Origin of the sequence: Arthrobacter sp. 9E16, assembly GCF_002929435.1 — a bacterium.
GTDB classification, from domain to species: Bacteria; Actinomycetota; Actinomycetes; order Actinomycetales; family Micrococcaceae; genus Arthrobacter_B; species Arthrobacter_B sunyaminii.
The window spans coordinates 675,116-688,974 of the sequence record NZ_PJIU01000002.1 but is presented as its reverse complement, the minus strand read 5'-3'; the positions used below and the strand labels follow the sequence as shown (position 1 = coordinate 688,974).

The following is a 13,859-nucleotide window of genomic DNA, read 5'->3' as shown; positions in this document are numbered from 1 at the left end:
ATCCGTGAATAGAACACCTGCCGCACTGAAAGCCCCCCGGGAACTCGCCAATGGAACCATGCGCATTGTTGCGCTGGGTGGTATCGGTGAAATCGGCAGAAACATGACCGTCTTCGAATTTGACGGCAAGCTGCTGATTGTCGACTGCGGGGTGCTTTTCCCCGAGGAAATCCACCCCGGCGTCAACCTGATCCTGCCTGACTTCTCCTACATCCGTGACCGCCTGGATGACGTTGTGGGCGTTGTCCTGACCCATGGCCACGAAGACCACATTGGTGGTGTCCCGTACCTGCTGCGCGAACGCGCTGACATTCCCCTGATTGGTTCCAAGCTGACGCTGGCGTTTGTGGAAGCCAAGCTCAAGGAACACCGCATTACCCCGAAGCTGATCCAGGTCAAGGAAGGCGACCGCCGCACCATGGGCGGATTCGACCTGGAATTCGTGGCCGTCAACCACTCCATCCCGGACAGCCTGGCCGTTGCCATCCGCACTCCGGCCGGCATGGTCCTGCACACCGGTGACTTCAAGATGGACCAGTTCCCGCTGGACCGCCGCATCACCGACCTGGCCGGCTTCGCACGGCTTGGCGCCGAAGGCGTGGACCTGTTCCTCACCGACTCCACCAACGCCGATGTTCCCGGCTTCATGGCCTCGGAAAAGGAACTTGCTCCGGCCATCGACCAGGTGTTCCGCACCGCGCCGCGCAGGATCATTGTCTCCAGCTTCGCCAGCCACATCCACCGCATCCAGCAGGTCATCGACGCCGCCGACCGCTACAAGCGCAAGGTGGCGTTTGTGGGCCGTTCGATGGTCCGCAACATGACGATTGCCGAAGAGCTGGGCTACCTGAACATCCCCAAGGGCCTCCTGGTGGACTTCAAGCAGCTGCAGCGCTCCGACGACCACAAGGTGGTACTGATCTGCACCGGCTCGCAGGGCGAGCCGCTGGCAGCGCTGTCCCGCATGGCCAACAAGGACCACGCGATCCGCATCCACGAGGGCGACACCGTCCTGCTGGCCAGCTCGCTGATTCCGGGTAATGAGAACGCCATCTACGGCGTCATCAACTCCCTGACCAAGCTGGGCGCCAATGTGGTGCACAAGGGCAACGCCAAGGTACACGTCTCCGGCCACGCCAGCGCCGGTGAACTGGCGTACTGCTACAACATCGTCAAGCCGCGCAACGTCATGCCGGTCCACGGCGAATGGCGCCACCTGAAGGCCAACGCAGCCATCGCCGTCGCCACCGGCATGGACCCGCGCGACGTCGTTATCGCCGAAGACGGCGTGACAGTTGACCTGCGCCGCGGCCGTGCCACGGTTTCGGGCAAGATCCCCGTGGGACTGGTATTCGTGGACGGCGACAGCGTCGGCCACACCACCGAGGATGACCTCAAGGAGCGCATGCAGCTCTCCGAGCAGGGTTCCGTCACGGTCCTGGCGCTCATCGATCCGGACACCAACACGGTGGCCGAGCCGCCGGAGCTCTTCATCAAGGGCTTCGCCTGCAGCCCCGGTGATATCAAGAAGGCTGAAGCCGCCATCGAGAAGGCCATCAACGACGCCGCCGGCCGCGGCCGCGGTGGCCGCAGCGAGGACCCCGAGGCGATCATTGAGCGCGCCACGGCAAACTGGATGCGCCGCTTCTACAACCGCACGCCGGCCATCACGGCGATTGTTGTGGATGCCTAAAGCAGCAGCTTTCCCGGCGCGGTAGCTGACGGGAAACGAAGGAGGGGACGGTGTCGGACGACGACGCCGTCCCCTCCTTTTGGTGTCCGGGCCGGTTGGCTGATGACACACTGGTACGGGGACATTGGCTAGAGGGACATTGGCTCCAGGGACATTAGCGGCTGAAGGGAATTCTCATGAGGACAACACCGGACTGGGTGCAGCACGCCATCTGGTGGCAGGTCTACCCGCTGGGCTTCACCGGCGCGGAACAGACGGCGTTGCCTGCGGATGCGGAGCCCCGCCACCGGCTGGCCCACCTCACCTCCTGGCTGGACTACATCGTGGAAATGGGTGCCTCCGGCCTGGCTTTGGGGCCGGTGTTCGCCTCGGAGACCCACGGCTACGACACCGCCGACTACTACCGGATCGATCCGCGGCTTGGCGATGACGGCGACTTTGACGAACTCATCCGCGAAGCCCGTTCCCGCGGCATCCGGGTGCTGTTGGACGGCGTCTTCAACCACGCCGGCCGTTCCTTCGGGCCCTTCACCGAGGCTCTGGCGCAGGGACCCGGCGCGGCAACTGCAAAGTGGTTCTCCTTCACCTGGCCCGATGCGTGGACGCCGGAGACCGAACCCGGTTATGCCGACTTTGAAGGCCACCACCAGCTGGTGGCCCTGAACCATGACGAACCGGCAGTGCAGGACTTCGTTGCCGATGTGATGAAGCACTGGCTGCGCCGCGGAGTCGACGGATGGCGGCTGGACGCGGCGTACGCGGTGCCGTCGTCGTTCTGGGCAAGGGTGCTGCGCAATGTCCGTGCCGAATTCCCTGACGCCTATTTTGTGGGTGAGTACATTCACGGCGATTATCCGGCTGAAGTAACGAACGGAACGCTGGACTCGGTGACCCAGTACGAACTCTGGAAGGCGATGTGGAGTTCTCTCGTGGACGCCAACTTCTATGAACTGGCTGCCGCCCTGGAGCGGCACAACACGTTCCTGGACACCTTTGTGCCGCTCACCTTCGTAGGCAACCACGATGTCACCCGCATTGCCAGCCGGCTGGAACCGACCCCGGGGCAAAGTGCCTTCCGGCTGGCTCAGGCCCTGGTGCTGCTCTTCACCCTTCCGGGCACCCCTTCCGTCTACTACGGAGACGAGCAGGGCTACCGCGGCGTCAAGGAGGACCGGGCCGGGGGAGACGACGACGTCCGCCCTTCCTTCCCTGCCTCGCCGGACGAGCTTTCCGCGGTGGGCCAGCCGCTGTACCGGCTGCACCAGGAACTCATCGGGCTGCGCCGCCGCCATTCCTGGGTGCATGCGGCCCGGTCCCGGGTGCATTCGCTCAGCAACGAACAGTTCGTCTACGAGGTGTACGACGCCGGCAATTCCCTGTTTGCCGCACTCAACCTTGCGGATCAGGCGGTTTCCGTTCAGGTGCCTGAAGCAGCCGGCGATGTGCTAGCCGGCGACGGGGATCTGGATCCTCAGTCCGGACAGCTGACGCTTCCGGCCGGCGGCTGGGTTGTACTGGCCGGGGCGAATGCCGGGGTCGGTTCTTAACCGGTCAGGCGGTTAGCCCGGTTAGGCGGTCACGCGGTCACGCTGCTGCGGCGAACAATAATCTGTTCGCGCAGAATGTCTGCGTGACCGCAGTGCTGCGCCAGTTCGCGGAGAACGTGAAGGTAAACCCACCGCATCGGCAGCGGTCCGCGGCGGTTCCCGTACACAATGTCGTCAAGGTCCAGTCCGGCTGCCGCTTTTCGCGACTGTGCACAGACCCGGAGGTAGGCGGACAGCACTGAGTCGATGGTGTCTTCCGGAAGCAGGTCGAAGGATTCGTCCGGGCCGGCGGGACAGCCAATGTCAGCTCTGGAGTGGCCGGTAAGTGCCTCATCAAACCAGACCTGCTCTACGAAGGTCGCGTGTTTGACCAGTCCCAGCAGCGTCGTCTTGGAGGGGACCAGGGGAGTGCGCGCTTCCTCCTCGCTCATGCCCTCCAAACAGAGGCCAAGGGCCCCGCGGTGGTGATCAATAAACAGATGCAGCTGCGCTGCCAGCGGTGCGGCGAAAGCCGCGGGCTGATCGCTTGATGACGTGCTTCCGCCTGAACCCGGTCTGCTCCGGAAAAGCTTGGTGTGCTTGCGGACCAGATCGGCATGCTGCGGGAGCAGGTCCGGGCTGCGCGGGCCGAGCAGGTTCACCAGCGGCTCGTACCATCTCAGAACGCACAGCGCGTTGAGGCGGCCGAAAGCGATGATTTCATCCTTGGAGAGATCCTCCCCGTTGATGAGGCGAACGACGGCCCCTTCGGCTCGGGCACCTTTGATGGCCAGGGCGAGGTCAGCACCGGCGATCCGGGTGTCCTCCCAGGGACGCAGGGGCTCACCGGGGCGGTAGTTGGATGATTCCTGAATACCCTCGGGCAACTTTTCCATCCCTGATCCTAACAATCGTCTGCACGGTCATCCGGTGCCGGAAGAGTATTTCGTTATGGTCCGCCCTTCGGTCGTGAGGAAACCATGAGGATATCCAAAACCGGCTCTGGCAAGGCCTCTAATCGAAAAGACGCCGTTTGCGTCCATGCCGTCTGTTCGGCGGCATGAGATCGATTCCCGGGGGTTCCCTTGTTGGATGTAGTTGTTGTCCTGGGCGTTGCGGCACTTTTTGCCGCATTGTTCCTGAGCATTAGGGCGGTGGAGAAGCTGTGATCTTCTTCGACTTTCTTGCCCTTGCCCTGGCCGTTGCCGCGGCCGGCTATCTGCTGGCGGCACTGATCCGTCCGGAGCGGTTCTGATGGGCGTTTGGCCGGCAGTGGCCTCTTTCCTGATGGTGGCACTGCTGTTGGCAGCGCTTTACCGGCCGCTGGGCGACTACATGGCCCGGTTTTACGCCTCGGACAGAAACCTGGCGGTGGAACGGGGGTTCTACCGCGTGATCGGAGTGGATCCCGGATCGCGTCAGTCCTGGCAATCCTATCTGCGCAGCATCCTGGCCTTCTCCGCCGTCGGGTTGCTGCTGGTCTACGCGCTCCAGCGCACCCAGCACCTGCTGCCCGGGTCGCTGGGTCTGCCGGCCGTACCCGAAGGTCTGGCCTTCAATACTGCGGCGTCCTTCGTGGCGAACACCAACTGGCAGTCCTATTCGCCGGAAGTGACGGTGGGTTACACGGTCCAGATGGCAGGACTGGCTGTACAGAACTTCCTTTCGGCAGCTGTGGGCCTGGCCGTGGCCGTTGCCCTGGTCCGGGCCTTCGCATCCCGGAAGGAAGCGACGATCGGCAACTTCTGGACGGATATGACTCGGTCAGTGGTGCGGCTGCTGCTCCCCATCGCTTTCGTCAGTGCGCTGCTGCTGCTTCTGGGCGGCGTCATCCAGAACTTCAACGGCTTCACGCAGGTAACCGGCCTCGCCGGCGGCAGCTCGACGATTCCGGGCGGTCCCGTCGCTTCCCAGGAAGCCATCAAGCTCCTGGGCACCAACGGGGGCGGATTCTTCAACGCAAACTCCTCGCACCCGTTCGAGAACCCGTCCGCCTGGACCAACCTGCTGCAGGTGGTGCTGATGCTGGTCATTCCGTTCAGCCTGCCGCGCACCTTCGGAACTCTGATCGGAGACCGGAAACAGGGATACGCGATCCTGGCGGCCATGGCCACTATCTTCACCGTTTCCCTCGCGGCCATGACAGCCCTTGAATACTCTGCTTCATCGGCCCTGGCCGGATCCATGGAAGGCAAGGAGCAGCGGTTCGGCATAGCCGGATCCACCCTGTTCGGCACCACCAGCACGGCCACCTCCACCGGCGCCGTGAACTCGATGCATGACAGCTTCAGTCCGTTGGGCGGCATGATGGCCATGCTGAACATGATGCTCGGCGAAGTGGCTCCGGGCGGCGTGGGATCGGGCCTCTACGGCATGCTGGTCCTGGCCCTGGTGGCCTCCTTCATCGCCGGTCTCCTGGTGGGGCGCACGCCCGAGTACCTCGGCAAGAAGATCGGCCCCCGCGAGATCAAGCTGGCCAGCCTTTACCTGCTGACCATGCCCACCCTCGTCCTGGCCGGTACGGCACTGAGCTTCGCTGTCCCCGGCATCCGCGAGGATGTCACTGGGACCTCCATCTACAATCCAGGACTGCACGGCTTCAGCGAAGTGCTGTACGCCTTCACCTCGGCGGCTAACAACAACGGATCGGCGTTTGCCGGCTTGACGGCGAACACGCCGTGGCTGAACACCGCGCTGGGCCTGGCCATGCTGCTGGGCCGGTTCCTGCCGATGATCTTTGTGCTGGCCCTGGCCGGTTCGCTGGCAGCTCAGGACCGTGTCCCGGTCACTGCGGGAACACTTCCCACCCACCGGCCCCAGGCCGTGGTCATGCTGTGCGGCGTCACCGTCATCGTGACCGCCCTGACCTTCTTTCCCGTACTCGCGCTGGGTCCCCTGGCGGAAGGGTTGCTCTGACCATGTCCACAGTGACAAGCAAAACCGACAAGTCCCCGCTTCGGCCGGACTCACAACAATCCGGGGAAGCACCGGACGGCCAGGACGCGGCGTCAGCAAACCGGGCGCCGGCCCGCGGCGGCTTCTCCGCCGCCCAGCTGGGGAAGGCATTTCCCGGCGCCCTGCGCAAGCTCGATCCGCGCATCATGTGGCACACCCCCGTCATGTTCATTGTGGAGGTGGGCGCCGCGCTGATTACCGTCATTGCAGTGGCGGAGTCCGTCACCGGCGACGCGGGAACCTCGGGCGGCAGCACCGTGCCCGGCGCTTTCACCTGGCTGATTGCGGCGTGGCTCTGGCTGACCGTCATCTTCGCCAACCTGGCGGAATCCGTTGCCGAAGGCCGCGGCAAGGCCCAGGCCGCCTCGCTGCGGGCAACTCGGACCACCACTCCGGCGCAGCGGGTAACCGGCTATGACGCTGCCGGCGATCCTTCCGCGTCCCACGCCACAGTGGAAGAGGTTGCGTCCGCTGATCTGGTGCTCGACGACGTCGTGGTGGTCACCGCCGGCGGGATCATCCCCGGCGACGGCGACATCATCGACGGCATTGCCTCCGTGGATGAATCCGCGATTACCGGCGAATCCGCTCCCGTGGTCCGCGAATCCGGCGGCGACAGGTCTGCGGTCACCGGCGGAACCCGGGTGCTCTCGGACCGCATTGTGGTGCGGATAACCAGCAAGCCCGGTGAGACGTTCGTGGACCGGATGATCCGCTTGGTGGAAGGGGCAGCCCGGCAGAAAACGCCGAACGAGATCGCCCTGGACATCCTGCTGGCCACCCTGTCCCTGATCTTCCTGGTGGTGGTGGTGACGCTGAATCCGCTGGCCGGATACGCCGGCGCAGCGGTCAGCATTCCAGTGCTGGTGGCCCTGCTGGTCTGCCTCATCCCAACGACGATCGGTGCACTGCTCTCAGCCATCGGCATTGCCGGCATGGACCGGCTGGTCCAGCACAACGTGCTGGCGATGTCCGGCCGCGCCGTTGAAGCCGCCGGCGACGTCACCACCCTGCTGCTGGATAAGACCGGCACCATCACCTACGGCAACCGGCAGGCTGCCGCGTTCATCCCGGTGGCGGGAGCGGACCGCAACAAGCTGATCCTCGCCGCAGTACTGTCCTCGGCGGAGGACCCCACTCCCGAGGGCAAATCGATTGTGGACCTTGCCGCCGGCATGGGAATCACACCGGTGAAGGACGTCGACGCCGTCAGCGTTCCGTTTACGGCCCAGACGCGCATGAGCGGGCTGGACTATGCAGATGGAACAAACGGGGCCACCGGAACACAGATCCGGAAGGGCGCCGGCTCGGCCGTCATGGACTGGGTGGCCGAGTCCGGCGGAATCGACGTCGATGTACTGTCCGACCTGACCTACCAGGTGGACAAAATCTCCGCCGGCGGCGGTACACCGCTGGTGGTGGCACTTCGGGAGGCCGACGGCGAGAACCGGATTCTCGGCGTCGTGCACCTGAAGGACGTGGTCAAGGACGGGCTGAAGGACCGCTTCGCCGAGCTGCGGCGGATGGGTATCCGCACCGTCATGATCACGGGAGACAATCCGCGCACCGCCAAGGCGATTGCCGCGGAAGCCGGGGTGGATGACTTCCTGGCCGAAGCCACTCCGGAGGACAAGATGGCTCTGATCCGCAGGGAACAGGCCAGCGGCCAGCTGGTGGCAATGACCGGGGACGGCACCAACGATGCCCCCGCCCTGGCCCAGGCCGATGTGGGCGTGGCCATGAACACCGGAACGTCGGCAGCGAAGGAAGCCGGCAACATGGTGGACCTGGACTCGGACCCCACCAAGCTGATCGATATTGTCCGGATCGGCAAGCAGCTGCTGATCACCCGCGGCGCACTGACCACGTTCTCGATCGCCAATGACGTGGCCAAGTACTTCGCGATCATCCCCGCCATGTTCATGGGCGTGTTCCCGGGACTGGCCGTCCTGAACGTCATGGGCCTGCACTCTCCGGCGTCGGCAATCCTCTCCGCGGTGATCTTCAACGCCCTGGTGATCATTGCGCTGATTCCGCTGGCGCTGCGCGGCGTGAAGTACCGGGCAGCCGGTGCCTCCGGGGTACTGACCCGGAACCTGCTGGTCTTCGGCGTGGGCGGGGTAGTGGCGCCGTTCATCGGCATCAAGCTCATCGACCTCGCCGTATCCCTGATTCCGGGGTTCTGATGACCGGCCCCAACATCTCCAAACACAACGAACAGGAAGCATCATGAGTACTGCACGAACGTCGGCGCGCCAGGTGGGAGTGGCGGTCCGCAGCGTCCTGGTCCTGACAGCGGCACTGGGAATCGTTTATCCGCTGGCGGTTACGGGTGTGGGGCAGGTGGTGGCCAACCACCAGGCAAACGGCTCGGTGGTCTCCGTGAACGGGGAGGACGCGGGGTCCGCCCTGATCGGCCAGTCCTTCACCGATGCCGACGGCGCCGCCCTGCCTGAGTGGTTCCAGTCCCGGCCCTCCGCCGCCGGCGACGGATACGACGGCGGTGCCTCCAGCGGTTCCAACCTGGGCCCCACAAACCCGGATCTGGCGGCAGCAATCGATGAGCGCCGCGCCGCGGTCAGCGAACTGGAGGGCGTAGATCCCGGCGACGTGCCCGCGGACGCCCTGACGGCGTCGTCGTCGGGGCTGGATCCCCACATCAGCCCGGAATATGCCCTGCTTCAGGTGGACCGGGTGGCGGCCGAGCGCGAACTGGACCCGGTCGATGTCCGGGCGCTGGTGGAGTCCGCTGTGGAAGGGCGGCGCGGGGGAGTGCTCGGAGAGCAGACCGTCAACGTGTTGCAGCTCAATATTGCCCTCCTGGAGTTGGACACTTAGGAGATGACACGAGGACAACTCCGGGTATTCCTGGGCGCTGCGCCCGGAGTCGGCAAGACCTACACCATGCTCGAGGAGGGGCGGCGCCTGCGGGACGAGGGCAGGGACGTGGCGGTGGCGGTGGTGGAGACCCACGGCCGCGCCGCCACGGCCGCCATGGCCGAAGGCCTGGAAATGGTTCCTCCGGTACAGGTAAACCACCGCGGACTGGTCCTGTCAGAACTGGATCTGAACGCCGTCCTCGCCCGGCGGCCGGACTATGCGCTGGTGGACGAACTCGCCCACACGAACGCTCCCGGATTGGCCCATGCCAAGCGCTGGCAGGATGTCCAAACACTGCTGGACGCCGGCATCAACGTCCTGTCCACCGTCAACATCCAGCACATCGAGTCCCTGAACGACGTCATTGAACAAATCACCGGCACCGTGCAGCGCGAAACGGTGCCGGATTCGGTGCTTCGGACAGCGGACCAGGTGGAGCTGGTGGACATCGCGCCTCAGCTGCTGCGCGGCCGGCTTTCACAGGGCATCATTTATCCCGCCGGGCGGGTGGATGCCGCGCTGTCCAACTACTTCCGGCTGGGCAACCTCACGGCGCTGCGCGAGCTGGCGTTGCTGTGGCTGGCGGATGAGGTGGACAGTGCACTGAACAAGTACCGTGCCGAAAACGGAATCCGCAATAAGTGGGAAGCCCGCGAACGGGTGGTGGTGGCCCTGACCGGCGGACCGGAGGGGCAAACCCTGCTGCGCCGGGGAGCCCGGATTGCCGCCCGATCCGCCGGCGGGCAGCTCCTGGCGGTTCATGTGACCAGCCCGGACGGCCTGCGCGGCGGAGATCCGGGCGAGCTGGCCTCCCAGCGGGCACTGGTGGAGAAACTGGGCGGCACGTTCCACCAAGTGGTGGGCTCGGATATTCCGCACGCACTGGTGGATTTTGCCCGCGGCGTCAACGCCACCCAGCTGGTCATTGGTGTCAGCCGCCGGCCGCGGATCCAGGCACTGCTGACCGGTCCGGGAATCGGCGCCACAGCGGTGCGTGAATCCGGCGACATTGACGTGCACATCGTCAACCATGCCTCTGCTGGCGGACGGCCGGTCCTGCCGCGGCTCGGCGGCGCCCTGACGGTGCGCCGCAGGCTCTGGGGGCTGGCTCTGGCGCTGGCCGGCGGTCCGCTCCTGACCTGGGCGCTGGTGCTCATGAGCACGCCGGAATCCATTACCGGAGATGTGCTCAGCTACCAGCTGCTGGTGATCCTCGTTGCGCTCGTTGGCGGGATCTGGCCGGCGCTGTTCGCCGCGCTGCTCTCCGGCATTACCCTGGACTATTTCTTCATCCAGCCCCTGTACACCGTCTCCGTTGCCACGCCCGCGCACATCCTGGCCCTGGTGCTGTACCTCGTCAATGCCATGCTGGTCAGCTTTGTAGTGGACCGCGCGGCCCGGCGTTCCCGGGCGGCACGCCGTTCCGCGGCGGAGTCCGAACTGCTGGCATCGGTAGCCGGAAACGTCCTGCGCGGTGAGGACGCCACCGCCGCACTGGTGAGCCGCACCCGGGAAGCTTTCAGCCTGGACTCGGTCCACCTGATGGCCGACGGCGTTCAACTCGCCGCAGCGGGAGCCCGCACGCCGTCGGGCGCCGCATCTCTGGTCCTGCCGGTGGGGGAACACGCGGTGCTGGAACTGTACGGCAGAGATCTGGAAGCGGCAGACCGCCGCCTCCTGGCGGTGATTACCGCCCAGCTCGAGGCGGCACTGGACTTTGGCGACCTTGCCGAAACAGCCAAAGGGTTGGGATCACTGGCCGCTGCGGACAAGGTCCGCACCGCGCTGCTGGCCGCCGTCGGGCACGATCTTCGCCGCCCGCTGACGGCAGCCACCGCAGCGGTAACCGGCCTGCGGGCACCGGACGTCCAGTGGAGCGAACAGGACCGCGCCGAACTGCTGGCCACTGCCGAGGAATCACTGGCAACACTCTCGGAGCTGGTGACGTCCCTGCTGGACGTGAGCCGCCTGCAGGCCGGAGTGCTTGGCGTCAGTCTGGCTCCGCTCGATACCGCCGACGCCGTGTTGCCGGCGTTGGAGGAGCTGGGGCTGGGTCCTGCGGAAGTCGAGCTGGAGATACCTCCCGCACTGCCCCCGGTGCTGGCTGATCCGGTGCTGCTGCAGCGGGTGCTGGTCAACCTGCTGGCCAACGCGGTGCGTTTCTCACCGCCGGAGGCCAAAGTGGTGCTGGCTGCAAGTGCGTTTGCCGGCAGGGTGGAAATTCGCGTCATAGACTGTGGGCCCGGGATTTCGGCGGAACGGCTGGAAGATGTGTTCCTGCCCTTTCAACGGCTCGGGGATACCGACAATCTGACCGGTCTGGGCTTGGGCCTGGCGCTTGCCAAGGGTTTCATGGAAGGAATGATGGGGACGCTGGAAACCGAGGACACTCCGGGAGGCGGACTGACCATGGTGCTTTCGCTTCCTGCCGCTGCCGTTGAGGAAACAGCGGAGCAGAGTGCCGGAAGTGCGGGCGGCACGCTGTGAAGATTCTGGTGGCCGACGACGACGTTCAAATCCTCCGTGCGCTGCGCATTACCCTTTCCGCTTACGGATACGAGGTGGTGACGGCGGCCGACGGCGCAGCTGCTGTCCGCAAGGCAGTCGAGGAACATCCGGAACTGATTGTGCTGGATTTGGGCATGCCCCGGCTCAGCGGCATGGAGGTTATCGAAGCCGTTCGGGGTTGGAGCCGCGCGCCGATCCTCGTGATCTCCGGCCGCACGGATTCCGCAGACAAGGTCCGTGCCCTGGATCTGGGTGCCGACGACTACGTCACCAAGCCATTCGCCACCGAGGAGCTGATGGCCCGGATCCGTGCTCTGACCCGCCGCGGCCCGGCGGCTCCTGAGCAGTCCGAAGTGGTCTTCGGCGGGGTACGGGTGGACCTGGCCGCCAAGGCTGTGGTCCGCATCTCCGACGGGTCCGCGATCCGCCTGACCCCCACCGAGTGGCGGTTGCTGGAGGCACTGGTGCAATACCCGGGGCGGCTGATCAGCCAATCCTCGCTGCTGTCCGCGGTGTGGGGTCCCGGTACCACCGACACCGGTTACCTGCGCCTGTACATGGGGCAGCTGCGGCGGAAACTGGAAGCAGATCCTGCGGCTCCGGTCCATCTGATCACCGAGCATGGATTGGGCTGCCGGTTTGTACCGGACTCGGCGGCAGGCTAGCCGCCCTCCGTAAACGACCGGTGGTAATCCTCGAGGATTCGCCGCGTTGCTGCGCCAATGGCGCGGTACTCAAAATCGGTCAAATTCGCCAATGACACCCGGACCGAGGGAACGACGACGTCGAACCCCTTGCCCGGGAGCAGCACCACGCCGGTCTCCGAGGCAAGCCGCAGCAGGAACCGGAGTCCGAGGTCCTCCCGGGAGACCAGCCAGGCGGCAAACTCGTCACCATAGAGACGCGACCCCAGTTTCCGCAGGTCTATCAGGCTGTAGTACCCCACGTCGTCGGGCGCCGGAGTGGGCGCCACACCCATGTTCCGGTACAGGGTGTTGTACCGCCCCCGAATCAGGGCTTTTGCTGCGTCCTGGTAGCGGTCCAGCCGATCCATGAGGCCGTGCAGGGCAAAGAGCACCATCTGCAGCTGCTGCGGACCCGAAATCCCGGCGGTGTGGTTCAGGGCCACGGAACGGCTGTCGGCCACCAGCCTGTCAATGAACTTCAAGCCGGGCACGTCAGTGGTCAGGGAGGAGTACCGCGCGTTCAGCCGTTGCTTCTCGCCGGCAGGCAAGGCGTCCAGCAGATCATCGATCACGTTTTCCTGGTGCAGCGCGATGGTACCCAACCGCCAGCCCGTGGCTCCGAAGTACTTGGAAAAGGAATAAACGCACAGCGTGTTCCGCGGACAGACGGCAAAGACGGAGACAAAGTCATCGGCGAAGGTGGCATACACGTCATCGGTGATGATGATCAGGTCCGGTCGCTGATCCGCCACCAGCCGTGCAAGCCGCTCAAGGACCGCCTGCGGCTGCTTGGCAGAGGGCGGATTGCTCGGATTAACCAGGCAGAACACCTTAATGGCCGGATCCAGCAGCTTCTCCAGTTCGGTGTTCGGCAGCTGCCAGTCCGCTGACTCGTCCATGACAACCTGCACCACGTCCAGGCCGTAATCCGGCAGCAGCGGGATTTCCAGGTACGGCGAGAAGATTGGAGTGGCCAGGGCAATCCGGTCACCGGGGGTGATGAGTCCGTTAACGGCAAGCGAAGAAAAAATGTAGGTCATCGCCGCCGTTCCGCCTTCGGTGGGGAACACATCGACGGCGCCTGCAGGGATCTGCCCGCCGAACAGTTCCTGCCCCAGATACGCGCGCAGAACCTCCTGGGTCTGGGGCAGCACCCGTGGCGGTGTTGGATAGATGCAGCCCAGGAAGGCTGTCACCATCTCTTCAAGAAACGCCTCCCGGTCCAAGCCCAGCTGATCGTGCACGTAGCTCACTGCGGACCGCAGGAAGTGCAAACCCTCCCGCTGCGGATCATGCACCACAAACGCGTTGAACCGCCCCAGCATCCCCTTCTGCTCCGGCAGCCCGCCGAAACCGCTGTCCAGGTATGAATATGAACGTTCGGACTCCGACACGGCAAAGTCTCCGAGCGCCAGGAACGCCCGTCGCGGAAGAGTGGCGAGGAAGTTGGGATTGCCGCGCCCGGCGTTCAGCATCAACCGCTCGGTTCCGGAGGCGGCAGCGATCAGCCGGTCCTTGAGCTCAAACGGACTCAGCGAAGCCAGGGCGGCCAAGTCCTGCTCCTGGTCCTGGTTCTGCTCCTGGTGGGAAGGTTTCTTGTCCATCGTGCTC

At 65.0% G+C, this 13,859-nt stretch carries 10 protein-coding genes; 8 read left to right on the top strand and 2 right to left on the bottom strand.

Annotated features, from left to right (window positions below):
* Window positions 1-58 precede the first annotated feature (58 nt).
* Together CXR00_RS09865 and CXR00_RS09860 are read left to right on the top strand one after the other, a co-directional pair.
* Window positions 59-1,693, top strand: coding sequence for a ribonuclease J (locus CXR00_RS09865; RefSeq protein WP_104054329.1), 1,635 nt, complete (start codon window positions 59-61; stop codon window positions 1,691-1,693).
* 176 nt (window positions 1,694-1,869) lie between these two features.
* Window positions 1,870-3,240 (top strand): alpha-amylase family glycosyl hydrolase, encoded by a 1,371-nt coding sequence (locus CXR00_RS09860; RefSeq protein WP_104054328.1) that lies wholly within the window; start codon window positions 1,870-1,872, stop codon window positions 3,238-3,240.
* Window positions 3,241-3,269: 29 nt separating this feature from the next.
* Here CXR00_RS09860 and CXR00_RS18525 read toward each other — a convergent pair whose 3' ends face one another.
* The gene (locus CXR00_RS18525) at window positions 3,270-3,737 is read right to left on the bottom strand and encodes a DinB family protein (RefSeq protein ID WP_258060423.1); all 468 of its coding nucleotides are present in this window, start codon (window positions 3,735-3,737) and stop codon (window positions 3,270-3,272) included.
* Window positions 3,738-4,384: 647 nt separating this feature from the next.
* Here CXR00_RS18525 and kdpF point away from each other — a divergent pair.
* Genes kdpF through CXR00_RS09825 form a run of 6 tightly spaced genes read left to right on the top strand, consistent with a single transcriptional unit; the run spans window position 4,385 to window position 12,227 of the window.
* Window positions 4,385-4,474: a K(+)-transporting ATPase subunit F gene (kdpF, locus tag CXR00_RS09850; protein WP_104054326.1), complete on the top strand. Its 90-nt coding sequence runs from the start codon at window positions 4,385-4,387 to the stop codon at window positions 4,472-4,474.
* Window positions 4,474-6,135 carry a potassium-transporting ATPase subunit KdpA gene (kdpA, locus tag CXR00_RS09845; RefSeq protein WP_104054325.1) on the top strand — a complete coding sequence of 554 codons (1,662 nt, stop codon included), beginning with the start codon at window positions 4,474-4,476 and terminating at the stop codon, window positions 6,133-6,135. Before kdpF ends, kdpA begins: the two co-directional genes overlap by 1 nt.
* 2 nt (window positions 6,136-6,137) lie before the next feature.
* Entirely contained in the window at window positions 6,138-8,360 is a 2,223-nt protein-coding gene (gene kdpB, locus CXR00_RS09840) for a potassium-transporting ATPase subunit KdpB (RefSeq protein WP_104054324.1), read from the top strand.
* 43 nt (window positions 8,361-8,403) lie between these two features.
* Complete coding sequence (kdpC, locus tag CXR00_RS09835; protein ID WP_104054323.1) at window positions 8,404-9,012, top strand: potassium-transporting ATPase subunit KdpC; 609 nt, start codon at window positions 8,404-8,406, stop codon at window positions 9,010-9,012.
* A 3-nt stretch (window positions 9,013-9,015) separates the two neighbouring features.
* Window positions 9,016-11,541, top strand: a complete 2,526-nt coding sequence (locus CXR00_RS09830; protein WP_104054322.1) for a DUF4118 domain-containing protein — start codon at window positions 9,016-9,018, stop codon at window positions 11,539-11,541.
* Window positions 11,538-12,227, top strand: coding sequence for a response regulator transcription factor (locus CXR00_RS09825; RefSeq protein ID WP_104054321.1), 690 nt, complete (start codon window positions 11,538-11,540; stop codon window positions 12,225-12,227). The genes CXR00_RS09830 and CXR00_RS09825 overlap by 4 nt, the downstream gene beginning before the upstream one ends.
* Here the strand turns inward: CXR00_RS09825 and CXR00_RS09820 are convergent.
* The gene (locus CXR00_RS09820; RefSeq protein WP_104054320.1) at window positions 12,224-13,852 is read right to left on the bottom strand and encodes a bifunctional aspartate transaminase/aspartate 4-decarboxylase; all 1,629 of its coding nucleotides are present in this window, start codon (window positions 13,850-13,852) and stop codon (window positions 12,224-12,226) included. The two genes, CXR00_RS09825 and CXR00_RS09820, sit on opposite strands and share 4 nt — an antisense overlap.
* Window positions 13,853-13,859 lie beyond the last annotated feature (7 nt).

What these genes read in the sequence shown, in the direction of transcription:
- CXR00_RS09865 (WP_104054329.1), top strand. Translation starts at nt 59, where the DNA reads ATGCGCATTGTTGCGCTGGGTGGTATCGGTGAAATCGGCAGAAACATG.
- CXR00_RS09860 (WP_104054328.1), top strand. Translation starts at nt 1,870, where the DNA reads ATGAGGACAACACCGGACTGGGTGCAGCACGCCATCTGGTGGCAGGTC.
- kdpA (WP_104054325.1), top strand. Translation starts at nt 4,474, where the DNA reads ATGGGCGTTTGGCCGGCAGTGGCCTCTTTCCTGATGGTGGCACTGCTG.
- kdpB (WP_104054324.1), top strand. Translation starts at nt 6,138, where the DNA reads ATGTCCACAGTGACAAGCAAAACCGACAAGTCCCCGCTTCGGCCGGAC.
- kdpC (WP_104054323.1), top strand. Translation starts at nt 8,404, where the DNA reads ATGAGTACTGCACGAACGTCGGCGCGCCAGGTGGGAGTGGCGGTCCGC.
- CXR00_RS09830 (WP_104054322.1), top strand. Translation starts at nt 9,016, where the DNA reads ATGACACGAGGACAACTCCGGGTATTCCTGGGCGCTGCGCCCGGAGTC.
- CXR00_RS09820 (WP_104054320.1), bottom strand. Translation starts at nt 13,852, where the DNA reads ATGGACAAGAAACCTTCCCACCAGGAGCAGAACCAGGACCAGGAGCAG.